Annotated in this window: 25 protein-coding genes and 1 tRNA gene; 25 read left to right on the top strand and 1 reads right to left on the bottom strand. The window is 60.7% G+C overall.

Annotation, left to right across the window (positions count from 1 at the left end):
* Nucleotide 1 precedes the first annotated feature (1 nt).
* Nucleotides 2–1,546: a 2-isopropylmalate synthase gene (locus OX460_RS08910; protein WP_289898465.1), complete on the top strand. Its 1,545-nt coding sequence runs from the start codon at nucleotides 2–4 to the stop codon at nucleotides 1,544–1,546.
* Nucleotides 1,547–1,677: 131 nt separating this feature from the next.
* Here the strand turns inward: OX460_RS08910 and bamE are convergent, their stop codons facing one another.
* Complete coding sequence (gene bamE / locus OX460_RS08905; RefSeq protein ID WP_289898464.1) at nucleotides 1,678–2,175, bottom strand: outer membrane protein assembly factor BamE; 498 nt, start codon at nucleotides 2,173–2,175, stop codon at nucleotides 1,678–1,680.
* Nucleotides 2,176–2,360: 185 nt separating this feature from the next.
* On the opposite strand from bamE, the gene rpsO reads away from it, so the two are divergent.
* From rpsO to nuoL, 24 genes are all read left to right on the top strand, one after another.
* Nucleotides 2,361–2,630 carry a 30S ribosomal protein S15 gene (rpsO, locus tag OX460_RS08900; RefSeq protein ID WP_010399743.1) on the top strand — a complete coding sequence of 90 codons (270 nt, stop codon included), beginning with the start codon at nucleotides 2,361–2,363 and terminating at the stop codon, nucleotides 2,628–2,630.
* Between the two features lie 232 nt (nucleotides 2,631–2,862).
* On the top strand, nucleotides 2,863–4,980 hold the full coding sequence (pnp, locus tag OX460_RS08895) for a polyribonucleotide nucleotidyltransferase (protein WP_166447941.1): 2,118 nt from the start codon (nucleotides 2,863–2,865) through the stop codon (nucleotides 4,978–4,980).
* 226 nt (nucleotides 4,981–5,206) lie between these two features.
* Nucleotides 5,207–5,902, top strand: coding sequence for a hypothetical protein (locus OX460_RS08890; RefSeq protein WP_251351420.1), 696 nt, complete (start codon nucleotides 5,207–5,209; stop codon nucleotides 5,900–5,902).
* Between the two features lie 9 nt (nucleotides 5,903–5,911).
* A complete protein-coding gene (locus tag OX460_RS08885) occupies nucleotides 5,912–6,208 on the top strand; it encodes a hypothetical protein (protein ID WP_289898463.1) in 297 nt (98 codons plus the stop codon).
* 121 nt (nucleotides 6,209–6,329) lie between these two features.
* Nucleotides 6,330–8,276, top strand: coding sequence for a methyl-accepting chemotaxis protein (locus tag OX460_RS08880; RefSeq protein ID WP_289898462.1), 1,947 nt, complete (start codon nucleotides 6,330–6,332; stop codon nucleotides 8,274–8,276).
* 162 nt (nucleotides 8,277–8,438) lie between these two features.
* Nucleotides 8,439–8,648, top strand: a complete 210-nt coding sequence (locus OX460_RS08875) for a hypothetical protein (protein WP_289898461.1) — start codon at nucleotides 8,439–8,441, stop codon at nucleotides 8,646–8,648.
* A 109-nt stretch (nucleotides 8,649–8,757) separates the two neighbouring features.
* A complete protein-coding gene (locus OX460_RS08870) occupies nucleotides 8,758–9,519 on the top strand; it encodes a DUF2807 domain-containing protein (protein ID WP_099388387.1) in 762 nt (253 codons plus the stop codon).
* A gap of 64 nt (nucleotides 9,520–9,583) precedes the next feature.
* Entirely contained in the window at nucleotides 9,584–10,192 is a 609-nt protein-coding gene (locus tag OX460_RS08865; RefSeq protein WP_289898460.1) for a tetratricopeptide repeat protein, read from the top strand.
* Between the two features lie 71 nt (nucleotides 10,193–10,263).
* Nucleotides 10,264–11,244, top strand: a complete 981-nt coding sequence (locus OX460_RS08860) for an NAD(P)H-quinone oxidoreductase (protein ID WP_289898459.1) — start codon at nucleotides 10,264–10,266, stop codon at nucleotides 11,242–11,244.
* A gap of 72 nt (nucleotides 11,245–11,316) precedes the next feature.
* Nucleotides 11,317–12,066: a triose-phosphate isomerase gene (gene tpiA, locus OX460_RS08855; protein ID WP_230520958.1), complete on the top strand. Its 750-nt coding sequence runs from the start codon at nucleotides 11,317–11,319 to the stop codon at nucleotides 12,064–12,066.
* A 28-nt stretch (nucleotides 12,067–12,094) separates the two neighbouring features.
* Nucleotides 12,095–12,499, top strand: a complete 405-nt coding sequence (gene secG / locus OX460_RS08850; protein WP_034749996.1) for a preprotein translocase subunit SecG — start codon at nucleotides 12,095–12,097, stop codon at nucleotides 12,497–12,499.
* A gap of 191 nt (nucleotides 12,500–12,690) precedes the next feature.
* Nucleotides 12,691–12,775: transfer RNA gene (locus OX460_RS08845), tRNA-Leu, on the top strand.
* 177 nt (nucleotides 12,776–12,952) lie between these two features.
* Nucleotides 12,953–13,312 carry an NADH-quinone oxidoreductase subunit A gene (locus tag OX460_RS08840; protein WP_010399734.1) on the top strand — a complete coding sequence of 120 codons (360 nt, stop codon included), beginning with the start codon at nucleotides 12,953–12,955 and terminating at the stop codon, nucleotides 13,310–13,312.
* A 3-nt stretch (nucleotides 13,313–13,315) separates the two neighbouring features.
* Nucleotides 13,316–13,792 carry an NADH-quinone oxidoreductase subunit B gene (locus tag OX460_RS08835; protein WP_010399733.1) on the top strand — a complete coding sequence of 159 codons (477 nt, stop codon included), beginning with the start codon at nucleotides 13,316–13,318 and terminating at the stop codon, nucleotides 13,790–13,792.
* Nucleotides 13,793–13,809: 17 nt separating this feature from the next.
* Nucleotides 13,810–14,403: an NADH-quinone oxidoreductase subunit C gene (locus OX460_RS08830; protein ID WP_289898458.1), complete on the top strand. Its 594-nt coding sequence runs from the start codon at nucleotides 13,810–13,812 to the stop codon at nucleotides 14,401–14,403.
* Nucleotides 14,403–15,656 (top strand): NADH-quinone oxidoreductase subunit D, encoded by a 1,254-nt coding sequence (locus OX460_RS08825; RefSeq protein WP_034749992.1) that lies wholly within the window; start codon nucleotides 14,403–14,405, stop codon nucleotides 15,654–15,656. The genes OX460_RS08830 and OX460_RS08825 overlap by 1 nt, the downstream gene beginning before the upstream one ends.
* A gap of 12 nt (nucleotides 15,657–15,668) precedes the next feature.
* Entirely contained in the window at nucleotides 15,669–16,148 is a 480-nt protein-coding gene (gene nuoE, locus OX460_RS08820) for an NADH-quinone oxidoreductase subunit NuoE (RefSeq protein WP_034749989.1), read from the top strand.
* Complete coding sequence (gene nuoF / locus OX460_RS08815) at nucleotides 16,145–17,440, top strand: NADH-quinone oxidoreductase subunit NuoF (RefSeq protein ID WP_010399729.1); 1,296 nt, start codon at nucleotides 16,145–16,147, stop codon at nucleotides 17,438–17,440. Before nuoE ends, nuoF begins: the two co-directional genes overlap by 4 nt.
* A gap of 22 nt (nucleotides 17,441–17,462) precedes the next feature.
* On the top strand, nucleotides 17,463–19,796 hold the full coding sequence (gene nuoG / locus OX460_RS08810; RefSeq protein ID WP_289898457.1) for an NADH-quinone oxidoreductase subunit NuoG: 2,334 nt from the start codon (nucleotides 17,463–17,465) through the stop codon (nucleotides 19,794–19,796).
* On the top strand, nucleotides 19,796–20,878 hold the full coding sequence (nuoH, locus tag OX460_RS08805; protein WP_071076363.1) for an NADH-quinone oxidoreductase subunit NuoH: 1,083 nt from the start codon (nucleotides 19,796–19,798) through the stop codon (nucleotides 20,876–20,878). The genes nuoG and nuoH overlap by 1 nt, the downstream gene beginning before the upstream one ends.
* Before the next feature lie 14 nt (nucleotides 20,879–20,892).
* Nucleotides 20,893–21,381, top strand: a complete 489-nt coding sequence (nuoI, locus tag OX460_RS08800; RefSeq protein ID WP_010399726.1) for an NADH-quinone oxidoreductase subunit NuoI — start codon at nucleotides 20,893–20,895, stop codon at nucleotides 21,379–21,381.
* 66 nt (nucleotides 21,382–21,447) lie between these two features.
* A complete protein-coding gene (locus OX460_RS08795) occupies nucleotides 21,448–22,080 on the top strand; it encodes an NADH-quinone oxidoreductase subunit J (RefSeq protein ID WP_034779507.1) in 633 nt (210 codons plus the stop codon).
* Nucleotides 22,077–22,385: an NADH-quinone oxidoreductase subunit NuoK gene (gene nuoK / locus OX460_RS08790; protein ID WP_010399724.1), complete on the top strand. Its 309-nt coding sequence runs from the start codon at nucleotides 22,077–22,079 to the stop codon at nucleotides 22,383–22,385. Before OX460_RS08795 ends, nuoK begins: the two co-directional genes overlap by 4 nt.
* 46 nt (nucleotides 22,386–22,431) lie before the next feature.
* Complete coding sequence (gene nuoL / locus OX460_RS08785) at nucleotides 22,432–24,531, top strand: NADH-quinone oxidoreductase subunit L (RefSeq protein WP_251351430.1); 2,100 nt, start codon at nucleotides 22,432–22,434, stop codon at nucleotides 24,529–24,531.
* Nucleotides 24,532–24,556: the final 25 nt, after the last annotated feature.

Raw genomic sequence — 24,556 nt, 5'->3', positions numbered from 1 at the left:
CATGAGCACCAGCAACCGACTCATCATTTTTGACACCACCTTGCGCGACGGCGAGCAATCGCCGGGCGCCTCCATGACGCGCGAGGAAAAGCTGCGCATCGCCAAGCAGCTCGAGCGCCTGAAGGTCGACGTGATCGAAGCGGGCTTCGCCGCCGCCTCGCAAGGCGACTTCGAGTCGATACGGGCGATAGCCGGCGCCGTGCGCGAATCGACCATCTGCTCGCTGTCGCGCGCCAACGACCGCGACATCGCCCGCGCCGCCGAAGCGCTGGCGCCTGCCGAGCGCAAGCGCATCCACACTTTCATTGCCACGTCGCCCCTGCACATGCAGATGAAGCTGCGCATGACGCCAGAGCAAGTGCTTACGCAAGCGCAAAACGCCGTGCGCTACGCGCGCCAGTTCACGGACGACATCGAATTCAGCCCCGAAGACGGCAGCCGCTCCGACGAGGATTTCCTGTGCCGCGTGCTGGAGGCTGTGATCGCCGAGGGCGCCACCACCATCAATTTCCCCGATACGGTGGGCTACGCCGTGCCTGAAATCTTCGGCGCCACTATCAAACGCTTGCGCGAACGCATCCCGAACTCAGATAAAGCCATCTGGTCTGTCCATTGTCATAACGACCTGGGCCTGGCTGTGGCCAATTCCCTGGCCGGCGTCATGATCGGCGGCGCGCGGCAAATCGAATGCACGATCAATGGCCTGGGCGAGCGGGCCGGCAACACGGCGCTGGAAGAAGTGGTGATGGCGCTGCGCACGCGCGCCGCCTATTACAACTTGACGGTGGGTATCGACACGACGCAAATCGTGGCGGCATCCAAGATGGTGTCGCAAATCACGGGCTTTGCCGTGCAGCCGAACAAGGCCGTCGTCGGCGCGAACGCCTTTGCGCACGCGTCCGGCATCCACCAGGACGGCATTTTGAAGGCGCGCGAGACGTATGAAATCATGCGCGCCGAAGACGTGGGCTGGACGGCCAACAAGATCGTGCTGGGAAAACTGTCGGGCCGCAACGCCTTCAAGCAGCGGCTGCATGAGCTGGGCATCGCGCTGGAATCGGAAGCGGACATCAATGCCGCCTTCATCCGCTTCAAGGAGTTGGCGGACCGGAAATCCGAGATTTTCGACGAAGACATCATGGCCCTCGTCAGCGAGGAACAGCAGGCGCAGGAAAGTGAGCACTACCGTTTCATTTCACTGACGCAGCAGTCGACGACGGGGGCCGTGCCGCATGCGCGCGTGGAATTCCTCGTCGGCGGCAAGCAGCTGAGCTGCGAAGGGCGGGGCGACGGCCCCGTCGACGCCACCGTCAACGCCATCGAAAGCGCGGCCGCCAGCGGCGCGGAGCTGGTCTTGTTCTCCGTCAATGCCATCAGCACGGGCACGCAGTCGCAGGGCGAAGTCACCATGCGATTGTCGCGCGACGGGCGCATCGTCAACGGCGTGGGCGCCGATCCGGACATCATCGTCGCGTCGGCCAAGGCGTATCTGTCGGCGCTGAATAAACTGCATGCCAAGGATGAGCGTATCGACCCGCAGCCGTAAGTCGGGGTCAGACCCGCCGGGTCTGACCCCAGAATTTGATGCTCACCGTACCAGAGTACGGTTGCGCTTCTTAGCCACCTCTCTCTTCCGCTCGCTACGGTTTTATCAGGCGTTGTTGCACAGGTAATGAATCACCAGAAAAACCGCCGCTCCTCCTTGGCCGGATCGGGGCCGTTCATCATCATGCGCACGATGCCGTCGTGGTCGAAGTGCACGTGCATCATGGAATCCCACACGCCCGATTCCTTGTAGCGGTAGGACCAGACGTAGAGCTTGGGCAGCGGCAGGTAGGATTTTTCCGTCGGGCGGCCCAGGGTGTGCAGCACGTCTTGCTGGGTCGATACGCCCACCTTGATGCGGGCAAAGCCCGGCGTATCGAGCACTTGCTCGTAGGAAATGAGCTTGTCGTCGGGGCCGAAGCGGGCCATGTACGTGTACTGGCCGTAGGGGCCCGTCGCGTATTCCAGTTCCGCGCCCGTGGGCAGCTGGTAGATGTTGCTTGGCCGGCCCAGGCGCGCTTCCACGGCGGCGCGCGGCTCGCCCGGCTGCGGCGGCGGGACGTTCCAGCTGGCGCAGCCGGCCAGGACGGCAAACAGCATGGGTGTTGCTAATTTGAGCAGATTTTTCATGTTTCACCTCCTGAAATGCAGGAAAACCCTATCATGCACCGAGAAAAGCGCGCACGGCAGGATACAGGCGGGCATTTTTCCGATATACTTGCGCGTCTGGTTGGCAGCATAGGCCAGTATTTTAATAATCGTAGTTCACGGTGGATAGGGTTCAGACTCTGTGCACCGCATGTGAAAGGTTTATCATGACAGTAGAAAACATCAACAAAGCCGCTATCATCGCGGACAACGCACGTGGTCAAAACGACACCGGCTCCCCTGAAGTGCAAGTTGCACTGCTGACAGCTCGCATCAACGAACTGAACGGCCACTTCAAAGCCCACTCGAAAGATCACCACTCCCGCCGCGGCCTGATCATGATGGTCAACCGTCGTAAGAGCCTGTTGTCCTACCTGAAGGCTAAAGACGCTACCCGTTATCGCGACCTGATCGCTAAACTTGGTCTGCGCAAGTAATTTTTGCCGTACAAGGTTTATACAGAAATGCCTGCGCCAGTTCGCTGACGCGGGCATTTTGTCATTTGAATTCCGGATTTATGTCGAGAAGTACAGTATTCTCTACCGATATCATGTTTTAAAAGTAAAGTAGCAAAGGTGGCAACAAGTAAAAGCAGCATTTTTACGCCGCCTGTGGTGAGGTGAACGACAGCCCCTGAAAATCTGTCGGCAATTAGAAAAGGGATACCCCATGTTTAACAAAGTTACGAAAACCTTCCAGTACGGTCAACACCAAGTGACCCTGGAAACCGGCGAAATCGCACGTCAGGCATCCGGCGCAGTGCTGGTGTCGATCGAAGATACCGTCGTTCTGGCAACGGTGGTGGCACGCAAAGATGCCAAGCCAGGCCAGGATTTCTTCCCTTTGACGGTTGATTATGTTGAAAAAACCTATGCTGCCGGTAAAATTCCGGGCGGTTTTTTCAAGCGCGAAGGCCGTCCTTCCGAAAAAGAAACACTGACATCCCGTTTGATCGACCGTCCTATCCGTCCGCTGTTCCCGGAAGGCTACCTGAATGAAGTGCAAGTCATCATTCACGTGCTGTCGGTCAACCCTGAAATCGATCCGGACATCGCCGCCATGATCGGCGCCTCGGCTGCCCTGTGCGTATCGGGCGTGCCTTTCAACGGTCCTATCGGCGCCGCGCGCGTCGGTTACGCCAATGGCCAGTACATCCTGAACCCGACCGTCCAGCAACTGAAAACGTCGGAAATGGACCTGGTTGTCGCCGGTACCGAAACGGCCGTGCTGATGGTCGAATCGGAAGCGAAACAGCTGTCCGAAGAAATCATGCTGGGCGCCGTGGTCTTCGGCCACGACCAGATGAAAGTCGTCATCGACGCGATTCACGACCTGGTGCGTGACGGCGGCAAGCCGGAAGTGGAATGGGCGCCTGCGCCGAAAAACGAAGCATTGATCGCCCGCGTCGCGCATTTCGCCAACGCCAAGATCAATGACGCGTATCAAACCAAGGACAAGCAAGAGCGTACGGCCAAGCTGAAAGCAGCGACGTCGGAAGTGATCGCCGACCTGTCGGCCGAAGCGGCTGCCGCCGGCGGCGCGGCTATCGACAGCGCCGAAGTCAACAACATCCTGTTCGACATCGAAGCGAAAATCGTGCGTACGCAAATCCTGGACGGCGAGCCACGCATCGACGGCCGCGACACGCGCACCGTGCGTCCGATCTCGATCCGCACCAGCGTGCTGCCACGCACCCACGGTTCGGCCCTGTTCACGCGCGGCGAAACGCAAGCGCTGGTCGTCGCTACCCTGGGCACCGCCCGCGACAGCCAGAAGATCGATGCACTGATGGGCGAGTTCACGGATTCGTTCATGCTGCATTACAACATGCCTCCGTTCGCCACCGGCGAAACGGGCCGTGTCGGTACGCCAAAACGCCGCGAAATCGGCCACGGCCGCCTGGCCAAGCGCGCGCTGATCGCCGCCCTGCCAGCCGCTGAAGAGTTCAGCTACTCGGTGCGCCTGGTATCGGAAATTACGGAATCGAACGGTTCCTCGTCGATGGCTTCCGTGTGCGGCGGCTGCCTGGCACTGATGGACGCCGGCGTGCCGATGAAAGAACACGTGGCCGGTATCGCCATGGGCCTGATCAAGGAAGGCGGCAAGTTTGCCGTGCTGTCCGACATCCTGGGCGACGAAGATCACCTGGGCGACATGGACTTCAAGGTAGCCGGTACCCGCAACGGTATCACGGCGCTGCAGATGGACATCAAGATCATGGGCATCACCAAGGAAATCATGCAAGTGGCACTGGCGCAAGCCAAGGAAGGCCGCGAGCACATCCTGGGCGAAATGCAAAAAGCCATGCCGCACGTCAAAACCGAACTGTCCGATTTCGCACCGCGTCTGATCACCATCAAGATCAACCCGGAAAAAATCCGTGACGTGATCGGCAAGGGCGGCGCCGTGATTCGCGCGCTGACCGAAGAGACGGGCACCCAGATCGACATCAGCGACGAAGGCGTGGTCACCATCGCTTCCGTCGACGCCGCTGCCGGCCAGGAAGCCAAGCGTCGCATCGAGGAACTGACCGCTTCCGTCGAAGTGGGCAAGACCTACGAAGGCACCGTGCTGAAACTGCTGGACTTCGGCGCCATCGTGCAAGTCATGCCAGGCAAGGACGGCTTGCTGCACATCTCGCAGATCGCCAACGAGCGCGTCAACGCCGTGGCCGATTACCTGAAAGAAGGCCAGCTGGTGCGCGTCAAAGTGCTGGAAACGGATGACCGCGGCCGCCTGAAACTGTCGATGAAAGCTGCCGAAGGCAACGAAGCGCCAGCCGCTTAATGTCCTTCAGGTTCGCCTGAGTGCGGCTTCGGCCGCATGCTCAAAAACCGCCGGCGCGCAAGCCCTGGCGGTTTTTTTATGCGCCGCGTTTGCGCTGTATCGAAGGCGTGTGCCGCGTTGCCCGCCTGTCTGCACCGGCCTTGATCCAGCGCGTATCGGCCGCCGCTGCTCTCTGTAGATTCGGCATGGGATCTTCCCCTGAACGAGTCTTCCAAGGAGATGCAGCATGCGCACATACTGCGGGCTGGCCGCCGCCTTTCTGCTTGCCTTCGCGCCCGGTGTCCGGGCGCAGCTGGACAGCGCACCGACGCCGGTGCCGTTGCCCATCCCTATCGCCGCCGCGTCCGCGGCCATGCCGGCGCAAGATCTCGACGCCTTGCGCGCCGTGCATGCGCGCGAAATCAATGACCTCAGCACCTTCAGGACGGCGGGCTTGCAGCGCGAAGCCATCGATCCCTACCTGGACAGCGCGCCGGGCCAGCAATTCCTGCGCGAACTGCGCGCCGCCGATCCTGCCGCCCCGGCCGAGACGATTTACGCGCGCGCGGTCGAGCAGCTCGCGTCCGGCAGCACCTTGCCCGATGTACAAGCCATGTCGGCCGCGCTGGTGAAGATCGTGCCGCATGGCCAGAATGTGTCGCCGTACTCGCCGTATTTCACCACCAGCGCGCAATTGCAGCTGGCTTCGGGCCAGTGCGCCAGCCTGGCCGACTGTTTCGGCTTGCCCTTGAAGAGCGAGGCGCCGCTGTATGATGTGTATCAGGTCATGCCCAAGGGTACCGTCAGCGTGTTCGTCAGCCAGGTGGCGCCGACGGAAGAGCTGGGCGGGCTGGTGCGGCGCCGTGGCGGGGCGCAGCAGTATCTGCTGCCCAACCGCAGCCTGTGGTCGGCCCCCGTGCTGATCGGCACGATCAAGAATTGAGGAGAAATGATGGATCAACCGCGCCTGCAAGCCCATGCCGCCGAACTGGAACAGTTGCTGGCGCGCCTGGCGCCCGCCGATGGGGAAGTGGCCGACCTGCGCAGCGCGCTGGAGCCGCTGCTGGCCCTGGCGGGCAGCGGCGCCTTGACGACGCCCCTGCCGTGGGGCGACATCCCCGGCGGGCGTTATTTCACGGAAGGCGGCTTGCGCCGTTACCCCGAGCTGGAGCAGGCATTCGCCCGTTTCCGCATCGAGGCGACGGGCGGCGAATCGCCGGCCCTGCGCAAGCTGCGCGGCGAGATCTGATTAATATATGGTATCAATTGTTGTTTATGGGTAATTGACTGTCAGTATTGCTTGACGACAAAATCTTATTCCCTGACCATGGCGCATCCCTCCCGATTTTCTCTTTTTTATTGGATGCACCATGTTGTCCTCCCTTAAGGCGCGGCTGATCGCCATCGCCGTTTCCATCGTCGTGCTGGCCATGCTGGCCGTCGCCATCGCCAACTTTTTCACTACCCGCTCCAGCACCCTGGCCGCGCTCGACACGCAGATGCTGCAGTTGTCGCACAGCCATGCCGCGGCCATCGCCGAATGGCTGCGTTCCAAGCAAGCCGTCGTGGGCTCGCTCAAGCAGGGCGCCACGGCGGCCGATCCGCTGCCGGCCCTGAAGGCGGCCGAGCAGGCCGGCACCTTCGACATGGCGTATATCGGCTTTGCCGACAAGCACGCCGTCTTTTCGCAAGAGCGCAAGCGCGCCGCCGACTACGATCCCACGGCGCGGCCCTGGTACAAGCTGGCGTCCGAAGTGGGCGGCCCCATCATCACGGCGCCCTACATCGGCGCCAGCACGGGCAAGCTGGTGGTGACGTTTGCCGAGCCGCTGGGCGGCAAGGGCAGCGTGACGGGCGTGATGGCGGCCGACGTGATGATGGATGCGGTGGTGCAAAACGTCGCCTCGATCAAGCCGACGGCGTCCAGCTATGCCTTCCTCGTCGATGGCGGCGGCAAGATCATCGCCCACCCGGACGGCAAGCTGACCCTGAAGCCGCTGGCCGAGCTGGACCCGGGCCTCAGTGCGCAGGCGCTGGCCGATATCGAAAAGAGCGGCGACGGCGCCGCCATCCGCCTGGGCGAACGCAATGGCATTTTGCATGTGAGTAAGGTGCCGGGCAGCGACTGGCTGCTGGCGACCGTGCTCGACCGTGCAGAAGCGACGCAAGCCCTGAGCTCCATGCTGCGCGCCTCGGCCCTGACGGCCTTGCTGGTGCTGGCCCTGGCCGCCACGGTCTTGAGCGTGCTGGTGGCGCGCGCCTTGCGCCGCCTGGGCCTGGTGCGCGACGCGATGGAAGCGATCGCCACGGGCGACGGCGACCTGACCAGCCGCCTCGACGCGGACGGCACGGACGAGCTGGCGCAGATCGCCAAGGCCTTCAATTTGTTCGTGGAAAAGATCGCCACCGTGCTGGTGCAGATCCGCAGCATCAGCACCCTGGTGCGCAGCGAATCGGCCGACATTGCCGCCGGCAACGCCGACCTGTCGTCGCGCACGGAAGCACAGGCGGGCGCGCTGGAAGAGACCGCCAGTTCGATGGATGAGCTGACCTCGACCGTCAAGCAGAATGCGGAAAACGCGCATGCGGCCAATGAGCTGGCCGTGTCCGCCTCGGAAGTGGCGGCCAAGGGCGGCCGCGTGGTGCAGCAGGTGGTGGGCACCATGGCTGGCATCCAGGAAAGCTCGCGCAAGATCGTCGACATCATCGGCGTGATCGACGGCATCGCCTTCCAGACGAATATCCTGGCCTTGAACGCGGCCGTCGAGGCGGCGCGCGCGGGCGAGCAGGGCAGGGGCTTTGCCGTGGTGGCCTCCGAAGTGCGCAACCTGGCGCAACGCTCCGCCAGCGCGGCGAAGGAAATCAAGGAATTGATCGGCGACTCGGTGGCGAAGGTGGATGCGGGCGGCCGCCTCGTCGATGAGGCGGGCCAGACCATGGACCAGGTGGTGGCGTCGGTGCAGCAATTGACGACCATCATGAGCGAGATCACGGTGGCCAGCCGCGAACAGAGCGCCGGCATCGGCGAGATCAATACGGCCGTCACGCACATGGATACCATGACGCAGCAAAACGCGGCCCTCGTCGAGCAAGCCGCCGCTGCCGCGGAAAGCCTGCAGGAGCAGGCCGTGGACCTGGCGCAAGCCGTCGGCATGTTCCGCCTCGGTGATGCGGGCCCAGTCGCGTCACCTGCGCCCGTGACGCGCCTCAAGGCGAAGCCGGCCGCTCCTGCGCCGCGCGCGCCAGCCCGCGCGCTGTCGCCGGCCAGGCCCGTCAAGGCGGCCAAGTCCGGCGCCGACGAGTGGGAAGAGTTTTAAGCGCTTAGCAGTCGCGACGTTTATTTGGCACGTTCATCCGCGTTTTTGTCAGGTCAGCCTGCCAAAAATGCAGTTCGTCGCAATCGGCGTGTCTGTCGGGGGCGGTATGGCTATAGTGACACCATACCGCAAGCCCACTGCCAGATACCCGAGGAGATTCAAATGAACGTCGCTAAAAACATGGAAGTCATCGCCGTTGTCGCCGCCATCCTGCTCGGCGCCAGCTGCTACGCCATCGCCCCGGCCGCCCCGGCCCTGCAAGTGGCCAGTTCCACGGCCACCCTGGCCGCGCCAGCGAACAAGGCGGCCATGCAAGTGGTGGTGGTCAAGGCCAAGCGCCTGACCGCCTTGGAAAAAGCCCGTTTTGCATAATTGATTGTCAGCAATTTTTGCTGCTGCTACAGTGGCAGCCAGCGGCGATGCGCGCGAGTCCCACGAGGGCGCCGCGACACATAAAAACAAGATACCGAGGATGCACTACATGAAAAAGACACTGCAATTGGCGCTGCTGTTCCTGGCGACTCTGGGCCTGGTGCGCGGCGCGGCCGCCGAGACCCGCTTGCTGGAAATGCGCAACATCGACGCCCGCGTGGTGCGCGTCAAGCTCGATGGCGTGATGGAAGTGCGCATTCGCCAGGGCAACGTGCCTTCGCTGAGCATCACGGCCGACAAGCGCTACATCGCCGACGTCAGCACGGCGCAAAGCGGCGATACCCTGCACATCGAAACGGAAGTGCGCGGCTTCAAGATCGGCCCTTCATCGATCCGCGCCGACCTGGTCCTGCCGAATTTGCGCGAGCTGAGCTCGGAAGGCTTCGGCAGCACGGACATCACGGGTTTCAAGGGCGAGGAACTGACCCTGTCGCTGGAAGGGGCGGGCAGCATCAAGCTGGTGGGCGACTACCGCAAGCTCAATGCCAGCCTGGGCGGCGTGGGCAGCATGCAGATATGGATCGGTAACAATGAGCGGGCCGAGCTGGACTTGCAGGGTGCGGGCTCGGTCGTGCTGGGCGGACGCGGACGACTCTTGAAAGCCAGCCTGGGCGGTCTGGGCAGCCTGAATGCGCAGCAATTCGAAGCGGATGCCGTGAACCTGGAATTGAGCGGCCTCGGCAACGCCACGGTGAATGCCCATACGAATGCCAAGCTGAACTTGAGCGGGCTCGGTTCGGTGGTGGTGTACGGCAAGCCGGTCAACCGCGATGTCAGCGTCGAGGGCCTGGGCAAAGTTAGCTGGAAGTAAAAGCATCCTGCCGCAGGCCGTATTGGCAGGACAAGAATAAGTAGTCAGACCACATCCCATTCCGATGAAAAAACTGATCATTACATTACTCATGCTGTTGACGATACAGCTACCCGCGCGGGCTGGCTTCGCCGAAGGCGCCAGTGCCTACAACAACAAGAATTACGCCTTGGCCTACAAGGAAATATTGCCCCTTGCCAAGACCGGCAGCGCCGATGCCCAGCATTTGCTGGGCTTGATGTATTACATGGGGCGGGGCTTGCCGCAGGATTACAAGCAAGCCATGTTCTGGCACCGCAAGGCGGCCGAGCAGGGCAAGGCCGACGCCCAGTATGTGGTGGGTGCCATGTATTACACGGGCAACGCCGTGCTGCAGGATCATAAGCAAGCCGTGGGCTGGTTCCGCAAGGCGGCCGAGCAGAACCATGCCGAGGCGCAGCAGGTGCTGGGCCTGATGTACCGCTACCACATGGGCGGCGTGCAGCAGGACAACGTCATCGCCTACATGTTGTGGAATCTGGCGGCCGCGAATGGCAACGCGAATGCGGCCGACCAGCGCGCCGCCGTGGTGCGCAAGATGACGCATGAGCAAGTCGAAGAGGGGCAAGCCCTGTCGGCGAAATGGAAGCCGGGCACGCCCTTGCCGCGCCAGTCGAAAACGGGCGCCGGTTAAGACGGGGCGGTGGTCTGCAGGGGAGGGCGGCTTGGCGTACAATCGCCGTTTTCCCTTGAGAGAGTCCCGCCATGCGTGCAGTTGCCATCAGCCAGCCAGGTCCCGCCGACGTTTTGCAGATCGCGGAACGTCCCATGCCGCAATATAAGGCGGGCGAACTGCTGATCAAGGTGCACGCAGCCGGCATCAACCGTCCCGACGTGCTGCAGCGCCTGGGCAAATATGCGCCGCCCGCCGGCGCGTCCGACTTGCCGGGCCTGGAAGTGGCGGGCGAAGTCGTCGATGGCGACTTTGCCAATACCGCGTTCAGGAAGGGCGACCTGGTCTGCGCGCTGGTGCAGGGCGGCGGCTATGCCGAATACTGCGCCGCCCCAAGCGGCCAGTGCCTGCCCTTGCCGCAAGGCTTGACGGCGCTGGAAGGCGCGTCCCTGCCGGAAAACTTCTTTACCGTCTGGAGCAATGTCTTCGACCGCTGCGCGCTGCTTGACGGCGAAACGTTACTGGTGCAGGGCGGCACGTCCGGCATTGGCGTGACGGCCATCCAGTTGGCGGCCGCCCTGGGGCATCGCGTGTTCGCCACGGCGGGCAGCGACGAGAAGGCGCGCGCCTGCGAGGCGCTGGGCGCCGAACGGGGCATCAACTACCGCACGGAAGACTTCGTTGCTGTCGTCAAGGAATTGACCGGTGGCAAAGGCGTCGACGTCATCCTCGACATGGTGGGCGGCGACTACCTGCCGCGCGAAATCGATTGCCTGGCCGACGATGGCCGCATCGGCCTGATCGCCGTGCAGGGCGGCACCAAGGCGGAACTGGACCTGGGTAGCTTGCTGCGCCGCCGCCTGACGGTGACGGGTTCCACCCTGCGCCCCCGTTCCGTCGCCTTCAAGGCGGCCATCGCCAGCCATTTGCGCGCGACCGTCTGGCCGCTGATCGAAGCGGGCAAGATCAAGCCCGTGATCTATCAAACTTTCCCGTTGGAAAAAGCCAACGAGGCGCATGCCTTGATGGAGGCGAGCACGCACGTGGGCAAGATCATGTTGCAAGTTGCCTGAAACGGGGCACTGCCTGTTTGACCGGCATCGGTGCCGGAGTTAGAATGACGGGTTATTAGAATTTAGGCTACTATGCGTCGCAAACTCGTCGTCGGAAATTGGAAAATGAACGGCAGTCGCACCTCGAACGCGGTGTTATTGTCTGAAATAGTTGCTGGCCTGGCTGCCTCTGGCGCCGCCAGCGCCGTCTGTGTGCCTGCGCCGTATCTGGCGCAGTGTCAGGCGCAATTGGCAGGCACGGCTCTGGGCTGGGGTGCGCAGGATGTGTCCGCGCACGCCAGCGGCGCCTACACGGGAGAAATCTCGACCGCCATGCTGCAGGATTTCGGCTGCGGCTATGTGGTGATCGGGCATTCCGAGCGCCGCGCCTACCATGGCGAGAGCGATGCGCAGGTGGCGGCCAAGACGGTTGCGGCGCTGGCGGCGGGCATCACGCCTATCGTCTGCATCGGCGAAACCCTGGCGCAGCGCGAAGCGGGCCAGACCAATGCCGTGGTGGCGCAGCAACTGGGCGCCGTGCTGGCGGCGATTTCCGCCGACGACGTGGCGAAACTGGTGCTGGCCTACGAGCCAGTCTGGGCCATCGGCACGGGCAAGACCGCCACGCCGCAAATGGCGCAGGACGTGCATCAGGTATTGCGCGCCCAGCTGGTGGCAAAGAATGCGGTAGCGGCCGCCGGCGTGCAAATCCTGTACGGCGGCAGCATGAAGCCGGAGAACGCGAAAGAATTGATGGCGATGCCGGATATCGATGGCGGTCTGATCGGTGGAGCAGCATTGAAGGCGGCGGATTTCCTGGCGATTATTCACGCCGCTGATTGAATTACTTTAAACTAAGAATGGAATTGCAATGAACATGATGTTCAATCTGGTAGTGGTAGTACAGGTTATTTCGGCTTTGTCGATTATCGCGCTGGTGTTGTTGCAGCACGGTAAGGGCGCCGACATGGGCGCCGCCTTCGGTTCGGGCGCCTCGGGCAGCCTGTTCGGTGCGACGGGTTCGTCGAACTTCATGTCGAAATCGACGGGCGTTGCCGCCGCGATCTTCTTCGGCGCCACCCTGGCCCTGTCGCTGATGGCGAATCAGCGCGCCACCACGGTCGGCGGCGGCGTGATGGATAAAGTCGTCAAGCCAGTGCCAGTCACCGGCGCGGGCGCGATCCCGACGACGGTGCCAGCAGCAGCTCCGGCTGCCAGCGCTCCGGCAGCGGCGGCTCCGGTTGCCAGCACCCCGGCCGGCGCGATTCCGAAGTAATTCTGTATCCGCTCGATACCTCATCGAGAGTAATTCTCATTACGGGCAGATTATTGCTCAATGTTTTAGCAGTGCGGCAGGAAAAAATCGTGGCGCGCTGGAAGATGTAAAAATTTATCGTTTTTATCTGTGTTTTGATGCATTTGTGCATTAACTTTAGCGGCAAAGCAGAGTAGAATACGGGCCTTACCGCCGACGTGGTGAAATTGGTAGACACGCTATCTTGAGGGGGTAGTGGCGAAAGCTGTACGAGTTCGAGTCTCGTCGTCGGCACCAGAAATCAGAAGCCAGCAACGGCGCACGAGCCATGGCTCGTACAAAGTTGCTGGCTTTTTTTACGAGGATGTGTCGTTCGATCCTGGTCTTAGCTTTGATTGGGGTCGTGCGTTAGATACGCTGCAAATGATCGCAGCGTCCTCATTTAACCGATCGTTCAATATAAGCTCATCAATCGTGAACCTCGAAAATTACTTCCCCGTCCTGCTGTTCATTATTATCGGCCTTGGTGTCGGTATCGCTCCCCAGCTCCTGGGGCGCCTGTTAGGCCCTAACAAGCCTGACGCAGCAAAACTCTCCCCGTACGAATGTGGCTTTGAAGCATTCGAAGACGCGCGCATGAAATTTGATGTGCGCTACTATCTGGTCGCAATCCTGTTTATTTTGTTCGATCTGGAAACGGCATTCTTTTTCCCATGGGGCGTTGCAATGCGCGACCTGGGCTGGGCCGGTTTCGTCACGATGATGGTGTTCATCGCTGAATTCGTGGTCGGATTTTGGTACATTTGGAAGAAAGGTGCCCTTGACTGGGAATAAGCCATGGCTATTGAAGGCGTATTAAGCGAAGGTTTCATCACCACCTCGGCCGACAAGCTGATCAACTGGGCGCGCACCGGGTCTATGTTCCCGATGACGTTCGGTCTGGCCTGCTGTGCGGTCGAAATGATGCATGTGGGCGCAGCCCGCTACGATATGGACCGTTTCGGCGTCGTGTTTCGTCCGTCGCCGCGTCAGTCCGACGTCATGATCGTTGCCGGCACCCTGTGCAACAAGATGGCGCCGGCCCTGCGCAAGGTCTACGACCAGATGGCAGAGCCACGCTGGGTCATCTCGATGGGTTCCTGCGCCAATGGCGGCGGGTACTACCATTACTCCTATTCCGTGGTGCGCGGTTGCGACCGCATCGTGCCCGTCGACGTGTATGTGCCTGGCTGTCCTCCGACCGCTGAAGCCTTGCTGTACGGCATCATGCAGTTGCAGAACAAGATCAAGCGTACCAGCACGATCGCACGCTAACGGGGCCGCTTCAGATTATGACAACACATTTAGAAGTATTGCAAAACGCCCTCGGCACTGCCCTGGGCGATCGCGTTAGCACGACGGTTGCGCTGGGGGAAGTCACCCTGGTCGTCAAGGCCGAGGACTACCTGGCCGTGATGCTGACCCTGCGCGACGATCCGGCCCTGCATTTCGAGCAATTGCTCGACCTGTGCGGCGTCGACTACTCGACCTATGGCGACGGTAGCTGGGATGGCCTGCGTTTCGCGGCCGTTTCGCACTTGCTGTCGGTCAAGCACAACTGGCGCGTGCGCGTGCGCGTGTTCGCGCCGGACGACGACATGCCGCTGCTGCCCTCCGTGGTCGGCATCTGGCGTGCCGTCAACTGGTACGAGCGCGAAGCATTCGACCTGCTGGGCATCCTCTTCGAAGGCCACAACGACTTGCGCCGCCTGCTGACCGACTACGGTTTCATCGGCCATCCGTTCCGCAAGGATTTCCCCGTCTCCGGCTATGTCGAGATGCGCTACGATCCGGAACAAAAGCGCGTGATTTACCAGCCCGTGACGATCGAGCCGCGGGAAAACGTGCCGCGCGTGATCCGCGAAGAACATTACGGGATGAAATAATGGCTGAGATTAAGAACTACACCCTGAACTTTGGGCCGCAGCATCCGGCCGCGCACGGTGTGCTGCGCCTGGTGCTGGAGATGGATGGCGAAGTCATCCAGCGCGCCGACCCGCATATCGGCCTGCTGCACCGCGCCACCGAAAAGCTGGCCGAACAGAAGACCTACCTGCAATCCGTGCCGTACATGGACCGTCTCGACTATGTGTCGATGATGTGCAATGAACATGCGTACGTGATGGCCATCGAAAAGATGCTGGGCCTGGAAGTGCCGCTGCGCGCGCAATACATCCGCGTCATGTTCGACGAGATGACGCGTATCCTGAATCACCTGATGTGGCTCGGCACCCACGCGCTGGACGTCGGCGCCATGGGCCCGTTCCTGTATTGCTTCCGCGACCGCGAAGACTTGTTCGACGCCTACGAGGCGGTATCGGGCGCGCGCATGCACGCGGCCTACTACCGTCCGGGCGGCGTGTACCGCGACTTGCCGGATGCGATGCCGCAGCACAAGGCGTCGATCATCCGCAACGCCAAGGCCATCGGCAAGCTGAACGAAAACCGCCAGGGCTCCCTGCTGGACTTCATCGAAGACTTCGCGCGCCGTTTCCCGAACTCCGTGGACGAGTACGAAACCCTGCTGACCGACAACCGTATCTGGAAACAGCGTACCGTCGGCATCGGCGTGGTCTCGCCGGAAGATGCGCTGGCCATGGGCTTTACGGGCGCCATGCTGCGCGGCTCGGGCGTGCAGTGGGACTTGCGCAAGAAACAGCCGTACGAAGTGTACGACTTGATGGATTTCGACATTCCTATCGGCACCAACGGCGATTGCTACGACCGCTACCTGGTTCGCGTGGAAGAGCTGCGCCAGTCGAACCGCATCATCAAGCAATGCGTGGAGTGGCTGCGCAACAATGAAGGTCCTGTCATGACCAGCAACCGCAAGGTGGCGCCTCCGGGCCGCGTCGACATGAAGACCAACATGGAATCGCTGATTCACCACTTCAAGCTGTTCACGGAAGGTTTCCACGTGCCGCCAGGCGAGGCCTACAGCGCCGTGGAACATCCGAAGGGCGAGTTCGGCGTGTACCTGGTGTCCGACGGCGCCAACAAGCCGTACCGCATGAAACTGCGCGCGCCAGACTACGCCCACTTGCAGTCGCTCGACGAGATGGCGCGTGGGCACATGCTTGCCGACGCCGTGACCATCATCGGGACGCAAGATATCGTGTTCGGCAGTATTGACCGCTAAGAGGCAAAAAGTATGTTGTTATCAGAGCAATGCTATAAGAAAATTGACCGCGAGCTGGCCAAGTACCCGGCCGACCAGCGTCAGTCGGCCGTCATGGCCGCGCTGGCCCATGCCCAGGATGAACTGGGCTGGCTGGCGCCGGAAACCATGAAGGAACTGGCCGATTACATCGGCATGCCGGCGATTGCCGTGCAGGAAGTGGCCACGTTCTACAATATGTACAACGTGAAACCCGTGGGCAAGCACAAGATCACCGTGTGCACCAACCTGCCATGCGCCCTGTCGGGCGGCGTGCGCGCTGCAGACTACCTGAAGCAGAAACTGGGTATCGATTTCCGCGAAACCACCGCAGACGGCCAGTTCACCCTGGTTGAAGGCGAGTGCATGGGTGCTTGCGGCGATGCGCCTGTCTTGCTGGTCAGTAATAAAACCATGTGCAGCTGGATGTCGAACGAGAAAATCGACGCCATGCTGGAGGAACTCAAGAAATGACGTCACTCCACAACCGCCATATCGATCCATTGATCCTGAAGGATCTGGATGGCAAGAACTGGCATTTGCAAGATTATGTGAACCGCGGCGGCTATAGCGCCCTGCGGCGTATCCTGGAAGAGAAAATCACGCCGGAACAGATCATCGCCGACCTCAAGGCTTCGTCCTTGCGCGGCCGTGGTGGCGCGGGTTTTCCTACCGGCTTGAAGTGGAGCTTCATGCCGCGCCAGTTCCCGGGTCAAAAATACCTCGTCTGCAATACAGATGAAGGCGAACCGGGCACTTTCAAGGACCGCGACATCATTCGTTACAATCCCCATGCGCTGATCGAAGGCATGGCCATTGGCGCTTATGCGATGGGCATCACCGTCGGTTATAACTATATCCACGGTGAAATCTTCCAGGAATACCTGCGTTTCGAAGAAGCGTTGGAAGAGGCGCGCGCCGCCGGTTTCCTGGGCGACAAGATCATGGGCAGCGAGTTCTCGTTCCAGTTGCATGCGCACCATGGTTATGGCGCCTACATCTGCGGCGAAGAAACGGCCCTGCTGGAGTCGCTGGAAGGCAAGAAAGGCCAGCCGCGCTTCAAGCCGCCTTTCCCAGCCTCGTTTGGCCTGTACGGCAAGCCGACGACGATCAACAACACGGAAACCTTCGCGGCCGTGCCTTTCGTGCTGAACATTGGTCCAGAGAAATACCTGGCGATGGGCAAGCCGAACAACGGCGGTTCGAAGATCTTCTCGATCTCGGGCGACGTGGAAAAACCGGGCAACTACGAAGTGCCGCTCGGCACCCCGTTTGCGACCCTGCTGGAACTGGCAGGCGGCATGCGCGGTGGCAAAAAGATCAAGGCCGTGATCCCTGGCGGTTCGTCCGCTCCGGTGATCCGCGGCGACATCATGATGCAGACCGACCTGGACTACGACTCGATCGCGAAAGCCGGTTCGATGTTGGGTTCGGGCGCCGTCATCGTGATGGACGAAACACGCTGCATGGTAAAGGCGCTGGAACGCCTGTCCTACTTCTACTTTGAAGAATCGTGCGGCCAGTGTACGCCTTGCCGTGAAGGCACAGGCTGGATGTACCGCATGGTGCACCGCATCGAGCAGGGGCAGGGTCGTCCAGACGACCTGGACATGCTCAACTCGATCGCCGACAACATCCAGGGCCGCACCATTTGCGCGCTGGGTGATGCGGCTGCCATGCCGGTACGGGCCTTCATTAAGAATTTCCGTGAAGAATTTGAATATCATATCGAGCACAAGCATTGCTTAGTGCCCGCATATATCTAAGCTGCGTCAGGTAACGATCACCATGGTTGAAATCGAAATAGACGGCAAAAAAGTCGAAGTCCCTGCTGGTAGCATGGTGATGGACGCCGCCAACAAATTGGGAACCTACATTCCGCACTTCTGCTATCACAAGAAATTGTCGATCGCAGCGAACTGCCGCATGTGCCTGGTCGAAGTGGAAAAGGCGCCCAAGCCTTTGCCCGCTTGTGCGACCCCGGTCAGTGCCGGCATGATCGTGCGCTCCGCCAGCGATAAAGCTGTGCAGGCGCAAAAGTCGGTCATGGAATTCTTGCTGATTAACCACCCGCTCGATTGCCCTATCTGCGATCAGGGCGGCGAATGCCAGTTGCAAGACTTGGCAGTGGGTTACGGCAAGAGCGAATCGCGCTACAAGGAAGACAAGCGCGTCGTGCAGCCGAAGGAAGCCGGTCCGCTGGTGTCCATGCAAGAAATGTCGCGCTGCATCCAGTGCACCCGTTGCGTACGCTTTGGCCAGGAAGTGGCCGGCGTGATGGAACTGGGCATGATCGGCCGCGGCGAACACTCGGAAATCGTGTCCTTCGTGGGCCAGACGGTCGACTCCGAACTGTCGGGCAACATGATCGACCTGTGCCCGGTCGGCGCACTGACCTCGAAGCCGTTCCGCTACAGCGCCCGTACGTGGGAACTGTCGCGCCGCAAATCGGTCAGCCCGCATGACGGCCTGGGCGCGAACCTGATCGTGCAAGTGAAAGCTGGCAAGGTCAAGCGCGTATTGCCGCTGGAAAACGAAGCCGTCAACGAGTGCTGGATCTCGGATAAGGACCGTTTCTCGTACGAAGCGCTGGACAGCGCCGAACGCCTGACGTCCCCGATGCTGAAACAAGGCAACGAGTGGAAAGAAGTCGATTGGCAAACGGCACTGGAATACGTGGCGCACGGTTTGAAAAATATCAAGCACGAGCATGGCGCCGACGCCATCGCCGCGCTGGCAACGCCGCATTCGACGGTCGAAGAGCTGGTCCTGCTGCAAAAGGTCGCCAACGGTCTCGGTTCCGAGCACGTCGACTTCCGCCTGCGCCAGACCGACTTCGCGCTCGACGCGTCCGTCAAACCTTGGCTGGGCATGCCGATCAACGAATTTGGCCAGATCAAGCGCGCCTTCGTCATCGGCTCGTTCCTGCGCAAGGATCACCCATTGCTGGCCACGCGTTTGCGCGCGTCCGTCAAGGGCGGCGCCAAGCTGTCGATCCTGCACGCCTCCGACGATGATCAATTGATCACCATCGCCAACAAGATGATTGTCGCGCCTGGCGATTGGCTGGCGGCCTTGTCGGAAGTGGTCGTTGCTGTTGCTAAAGCGAAAGAAATCGCCGCGCCAGCCGGTTTTGAAGCGGTGACCGCTTCGGACGTGGCCGTCGCGATTGCCGCCAGCCTGATGGCCGGCGACAACGGCGCCGTGTTGCTGGGTAATGCGGCAACGCAACACCCGCAAGCGTCGCAACTGCATGCTGCCGCGCAATGGATCGCCGAACAGACGGGCGCCAAGCTCGGTTACCTGACGGAAGCGGCCAACACGGTTGGCGCGCACCTGGTCGCCAAGCCGCGCGCCAACGTGCAAGCTGCGTTTGCCGCGCCGAAAAAAGCCTACGTGCTGCTGCACGCGGAGCCGGAACTCGATGCTGCCAATCCACAAGCGGCCCGTGCCGCCCTGGATGGCGCCGACATGGTCGTGGCCATGTCCGCCTTCAAGCACGGCATGGATTACGCCGACGTCTTGCTGCCGATCGCCCCGTTCGCTGAAACCTCGGGCACCTTCGTCAACTGCGAAGGCCGCGCGCAAAGCTTCAACGGCACCGTGAAACCGCTGGCCGATACCCGTCCAGCCTGGAAAGTGCTGCGCGTCCTGGGCAACATCCTGGGCCTGGCCGGTTTCGACTACGACACTTCCGAAGCAATCCGCGACGAAGCGTTTGGCGCCGGCGTGACCGATCTGTCGGCACAGCTGAACAACATCGCCAAGAACGCGCCGGAAGCGGCAAGCTACGCACCGGCTTCGCCGGCGCTGCAACGCATCGCCGACGTGCCGATCTACTTCGCCGACGCGCTGGTACGCCGCTCCGAACCGCTGTTGCGCACGGTCGATGGCGCCGCACCGCAAGCGCACCTGTCCCTGGCGCTGGCTGACAAGCTGGGCATCAAGGCGGGCGACAAGGTCAAAGTGGCGCAAGGCTCCGGCAGCGCCATCCTGGTGGCGGCACTCCATGCCGGCCTGCCAGCCAATGTGGTGAAAGTGTCGGCGGCGCATGCCTCGACGGCTAGCCTGGGCGGCATGTTCGGTGACATCACAGTTGAAACAGCAGAGGGGAAAATCTGATGGCTCTGCCTGAATTTGTAAACGTCATCAACAGCAGCGGCCAGGATTTGCTGGGCGGCTCGTGGCCGTTCTTCTGGACCCTGATCAAGATCCTGTGCGTGCTGCTGCCGCTGATGGGCCTGGTTGCCTACCTGACCTTGTGGGAACGCAAGCTGATCGGCTGGATCCAGATCCGCGTCGGCCCGAACCGCGTGGGTCCACTGGGCTTGCTGCAACCGATCGCCGATGCGCTGAAACTCTTGTTCAAAGAGATCATCATCCCGTCCAAGGCCGCCAAGGGCCTGTTCGTGATCGGCCCGATCATGACCATCATGCCGGCCCTGGCCGCCTGGTCGGTCGTGCCGTTCGGTCCGCAAGCCGTGCTGGCCAACGTCAACGCAGGCTTGCTGATGCTGCTGGCGATTACCTCGATGGAAGTCTACGGCATCATCATCGCCGGCTGGGCCTCGAACTCGAAGTACTCGTTCATGGGCGCCATGCGCGCTTCGGCACAGATGATTTCGTATGAAATCCCGATGGGCTTCGTGATGGTCATCGTGCTGATGGTGTCGGGCAGCCTGAACTTCATCGACATCGTCGGCGGCCAGCAAATCGGCTTCTTCGCCGACAAGGGCGTGAACTTCCTGTCGTGGAACTGGCTGCCGCTGCTGCCGATGTTCGTCATCTACCTGGTGTCGGGCCTGGCTGAAGCCAACCGTCACCCGTTCGACGTCGTCGAAGGCGAGTCGGAAATCGTGGCCGGCCACATGGTCGAGTACTCGGGCATGGCCTACGCCATGTTCATGCTGGCCGAATACGCCAACATGATCCTGATCGGCGCGCTGGCTTCGATCATGTTCCTCGGTGGCTGGTCCGCACCATTTGCTTTCCTTGAGTTCTGGGGTGGTTTCGGCGGCTTCTTCTGGCTGTTCGCCAAGACCTTCTTCATCGTGTCGGTGTTCATCTGGGTGCGCGGTACTTTCCCACGCTACCGTTATGACCAGATCATGCGCCTCGGCTGGAAAGTGTTTATCCCGTTGACGCTGGTCTACCTGGTCTTCGTCGCTGCCTGGATGCAGACATCCTGGAATATTTGGAAGTAAGAGAGTGCATACGAATGGATAAGGTAAAAGATTTCTTCAGCAGCCTCTTGTTAGGCGAGCTGATCAAGGGCATGGCGTTGACAGGCAAGTACATGTTTTCGCGCAAGATCACGGTGCAATTCCCGGAAGAGAAGACACCGATCTCGCCGCGTTTCCGTGGCTTGCACGCGCTGCGCCGCTACCCGAACGGCGAGGAACGTTGCATCGCCTGCAAACTGTGCGAAGCGGTTTGCCCGGCGATGGCCATCACGATCGAATCGGAACAGCGTGACGACGGCTCGCGCCGCACCACGCGTTACGATATTGACTTGACCAAGTGCATCTTCTGCGGTTTCTGCGAAGAGTCCTGCCCGGTCGATTCGATCGTCGAGACGCAAATCCTGGAATACCACGGCGAGAAACGCGGGGATTTGTATTACACGAAAGAGATGTTGCTGGCCGTAGGTGATCGTTATGAAAATGACATCGCCGCTGCGCGCGCCGCCGACGCACCTTATCGCTGATGGATGCGCCGCAGCTGACAAGCTGCGGCGCGCCCCTCGTTCATCTGTACGTCTATTGGGTTTTTTATGGACTTTAAAACAATTTTGTTTTACGCCTTCGCGCTGATCTTGATTCTGGCAGCGACGCGCGTCATCACGGCCCGTAATCCGGTCCACGCAGTACTGTTCCTGGTACTGTCCTTCTTTTCCGCAGCGGGCATCTGGATGCTGCTGCAAGCTGAATTCCTGGCCATCGTGCTGGTATTGGTGTATGTCGGCGCCGTGATGGTGCTGTTCCTCTTCGTGGTCATGATGCTCGATATCAATATCGACCGCATGCGCGAAGGTTTCTGGGGCTATCTGCCTTTGTCGGTGACGGTGGGCGTGATCATCGTGCTGGAAATGGCCGCTGTCCTGTGGCACGGTTTCCGCAACTTTGCGCCTAGCATCGCTCCGGTGAACGTCAACCTGGGCGGCACCAAGGAACTGGGCCTGCTGATCTACACGAAATATGTGTTCGCCTTCGAGATCGCCGCCGTCGTGCTGCTGGTGGCCATCGTTGCCGCGGTCGCACTGACTTTGCGCAAACGCAAGGACACCAAGCATTTTGCTCCAGGCGATGCGGTACGCGTCAAGCGCAACGACCGCCTGAAGATCATCAAGATGGACGCGGTCGTCGAGCGTCCTGCGGCTGAGCCGGAAGTTAAGGAGGCACCATGACATTATCGCTCACACATTTTCTGGTCCTGGGCGCGATCCTGTTCGCAATCTCGATCGTCGGTATTTTCCTGAACCGCAAGAACATCATCGTATTGCTGATGGCAATCGAATTGATGCTGCTGGCGGTGAATATGAATTTCATCGCGTTCTCCCATTTCATGGGCGACGCGGCCGGTCAGATCTTCGTTTTCTTCATCCTGACGGTTGCCGCCGCTGAGTCGGCTATCGGTCTGGCTATTCTGGTGGTGATGTTCCGTAATCTGGATACCATCAACGTCGAAGACCTGGACAGCCTCAAAGGCTGATGTTTTTCAGACTCGATCTCTCGAATAATAACGATTAAGGTTCATCATGGCGGGGCAACTCCTCAACCCTAACCTCCTTCTTGCCGTACCGCTGGCGCCGCTGGCCGGTGCCGCGATTGCAGGCTTGCTTGGCACCCAGTTCCTGGGTAATTTGGTCGGACGCAAGACGTCGCATACCGCGACGATCCTGGGCGTACTGATTGCGTTCATCCTGTCCGTGCAGACATTGCTGGCAGTGATGGATGGCGCGACATTCAATGGCACGATCTATAACTGGATGACGATCGGCACCCTGAAGATGGAAGTGGGCTTCCAGATCGATTCGCTGTCGGCGATGATGATGTGCGTGGTCACCTTCGTCTCCCTGATGGTGCATATCTATACGATCGGCTACATGAAGGATGACGAAGGCTACAACCGCTTCTTCGCCTACATCTCGCTGTTCACGTTCTCGATGTTGATGCTGGTCATGGCCAACAACTTCCTGCAACTGTTCTTCGGTTGGGAAGCAGTGGGCCTGGTCTCTTACCTGCTGATCGGTTTCTGGTACCAGCGTCCGACGGCCATCGTGGCCAATATGAAGGCTTTCCTCGTCAACCGCGTGGGCGACTTCGGCTTCATCCTGGGCATCGGCCTGCTGCTGGCCTACGCCGGCACCATGAACTACCAGGAAGTGTTCGCCAAGAAAGACGAACTGGCACTGCTGAGCTTGCCAGGTACCGACTGGGCCCTGCTGACCGTTGCCTGCATCTGCCTGTTCATCGGCGCGATGGGCAAGTCGGCGCAGTTCCCGCTGCACGTGTGGCTGCCTGACTCGATGGAAGGTCCTACCCCGATTTCGGCACTGATTCACGCCGCGACGATGGTGACGGCCGGTATCTTCATGGTTTCGCGCATGTCGCCGCTGTTCGAACTGTCCGACACGGCACTGTCCTTCATCCTGGTGATCGGCTCCATCACGGCGCTGTTCATGGGCTTCCTGGGCATCATCCAGAACGACATCAAGCGCGTCGTCGCTTACTCGACCCTGTCGCAGCTCGGTTACATGACCGTGGCGCTGGGCTCGTCCGCGTACTCCGTGGCCGTGTTCCACCTGATGACGCACGCATTCTTCAAGGCACTGCTGTTCCTGGGCGCCGGTTCCGTCATCATCGGCATGCACCATGACCAGGACATCCGCAACATGGGCGGCCTGCGCAAGTACATGCCAATCACGTGGATCACTTCCCTGGTCGGTTCGCTGGCCCTGATCGGCACGCCGCTGTTCTCCGGTTTCTACTCGAAAGACAGCATCATCGAAGCCGTCGAAGCGACGCACATCTGGGGCGCTGGCTTTGCCCAGTTCGCCGTGCTGGCTGGCGTGTTCGTTACCGCCTTCTACTCGTTCCGCATGTATTTCCTCGTCTTCCACGGCAAGGAACGTTTCGGCCAGCCGCATGCGCACGGCCATGACGACCATCACGCACCGAAAGCGGCCCATGGCGCGCACGGCGATGCACATGACGACCACCACGAAGAAGAGGAAGACGACCACGGCCACCACGGCCTGGAACCTGGCCAGAAGCCGCATGAATCGCCGTTCGTCGTGTGGTTCCCGCTGGTGATGCTGGCGATTCCATCGCTGATCATCGGCTACCTGACGATCGGCCCGATGCTGCATGGCGATTTCTTCAAGGGCGTGATCTTCGTCGGCGAAAACCATCCAGCAATGGAAGAGTTGTCGCATGAATTCCACGGCGCAATGGCGATGGCGATCCACGGCCTGTCGACGGCACCGTTCTGGCTGGCATTGTCCGGCGTGGTGGCAGCCTACTACTGCTACATGGTCAACCCGCGTGTGCCGGCCTGGTTCTTTGCCAAGTTCCACGCGATCCACACCCTGCTGGACAACAAGTACTACATGGACAAGTTCAATGAAGTCGTGTTCGCCGGCGGTGCCCGCTTGCTGGGTAATGGCCTGTGGAACTTCGGTGACAAGAAGCTGATCGATGGCCTGCTGGTCAACGGTAGCGCCAAGGTCGTCGCCTGGCTGTCCTCGCTGTCGCGAGTGTTGCAGACCGGCTACATCTATCACTATGCATTCGTGATGATCCTGGGCGTGCTGGGCTTCCTGATCTATTTCCTGCCATTCTGGCCCGCTAAGTAAGCTGACCTGATAAAAGAATACTGAG

It is taken from the genome of Janthinobacterium sp. SUN033 (assembly GCF_030397595.1).
GTDB classification, from domain to species: Bacteria; Pseudomonadota; Gammaproteobacteria; order Burkholderiales; family Burkholderiaceae_D; genus Janthinobacterium; species Janthinobacterium kumbetense.
This window is presented reverse-complemented; position numbering and strand designations above follow the sequence as displayed.

Bases quoted from the DNA above. Each gene is read 5' to 3' on its own strand.
- OX460_RS08910 (WP_289898465.1), top strand. From the start codon at position 2: ATGAGCACCAGCAACCGACTCATCATTTTTGACACCACCTTGCGCGAC.
- bamE (WP_289898464.1), bottom strand. From the start codon at position 2,175: ATGAAAAATCTGCTCAAATTAGCAACACCCATGCTGTTTGCCGTCCTG.
- rpsO (WP_010399743.1), top strand. From the start codon at position 2,361: ATGACAGTAGAAAACATCAACAAAGCCGCTATCATCGCGGACAACGCA.
- pnp (WP_166447941.1), top strand. From the start codon at position 2,863: ATGTTTAACAAAGTTACGAAAACCTTCCAGTACGGTCAACACCAAGTG.
- OX460_RS08890 (WP_251351420.1), top strand. From the start codon at position 5,207: ATGCGCACATACTGCGGGCTGGCCGCCGCCTTTCTGCTTGCCTTCGCG.
- OX460_RS08885 (WP_289898463.1), top strand. From the start codon at position 5,912: ATGGATCAACCGCGCCTGCAAGCCCATGCCGCCGAACTGGAACAGTTG.
- OX460_RS08880 (WP_289898462.1), top strand. From the start codon at position 6,330: ATGTTGTCCTCCCTTAAGGCGCGGCTGATCGCCATCGCCGTTTCCATC.
- OX460_RS08875 (WP_289898461.1), top strand. From the start codon at position 8,439: ATGAACGTCGCTAAAAACATGGAAGTCATCGCCGTTGTCGCCGCCATC.
- OX460_RS08870 (WP_099388387.1), top strand. From the start codon at position 8,758: ATGAAAAAGACACTGCAATTGGCGCTGCTGTTCCTGGCGACTCTGGGC.
- OX460_RS08865 (WP_289898460.1), top strand. From the start codon at position 9,584: ATGAAAAAACTGATCATTACATTACTCATGCTGTTGACGATACAGCTA.
- OX460_RS08860 (WP_289898459.1), top strand. From the start codon at position 10,264: ATGCGTGCAGTTGCCATCAGCCAGCCAGGTCCCGCCGACGTTTTGCAG.
- tpiA (WP_230520958.1), top strand. From the start codon at position 11,317: ATGCGTCGCAAACTCGTCGTCGGAAATTGGAAAATGAACGGCAGTCGC.
- secG (WP_034749996.1), top strand. From the start codon at position 12,095: ATGAACATGATGTTCAATCTGGTAGTGGTAGTACAGGTTATTTCGGCT.
- OX460_RS08835 (WP_010399733.1), top strand. From the start codon at position 13,316: ATGGCTATTGAAGGCGTATTAAGCGAAGGTTTCATCACCACCTCGGCC.
- OX460_RS08830 (WP_289898458.1), top strand. From the start codon at position 13,810: ATGACAACACATTTAGAAGTATTGCAAAACGCCCTCGGCACTGCCCTG.
- OX460_RS08825 (WP_034749992.1), top strand. From the start codon at position 14,403: ATGGCTGAGATTAAGAACTACACCCTGAACTTTGGGCCGCAGCATCCG.
- nuoE (WP_034749989.1), top strand. From the start codon at position 15,669: ATGTTGTTATCAGAGCAATGCTATAAGAAAATTGACCGCGAGCTGGCC.
- nuoF (WP_010399729.1), top strand. From the start codon at position 16,145: ATGACGTCACTCCACAACCGCCATATCGATCCATTGATCCTGAAGGAT.
- nuoG (WP_289898457.1), top strand. From the start codon at position 17,463: ATGGTTGAAATCGAAATAGACGGCAAAAAAGTCGAAGTCCCTGCTGGT.
- nuoH (WP_071076363.1), top strand. From the start codon at position 19,796: ATGGCTCTGCCTGAATTTGTAAACGTCATCAACAGCAGCGGCCAGGAT.
- nuoI (WP_010399726.1), top strand. From the start codon at position 20,893: ATGGATAAGGTAAAAGATTTCTTCAGCAGCCTCTTGTTAGGCGAGCTG.
- OX460_RS08795 (WP_034779507.1), top strand. From the start codon at position 21,448: ATGGACTTTAAAACAATTTTGTTTTACGCCTTCGCGCTGATCTTGATT.
- nuoK (WP_010399724.1), top strand. From the start codon at position 22,077: ATGACATTATCGCTCACACATTTTCTGGTCCTGGGCGCGATCCTGTTC.
- nuoL (WP_251351430.1), top strand. From the start codon at position 22,432: ATGGCGGGGCAACTCCTCAACCCTAACCTCCTTCTTGCCGTACCGCTG.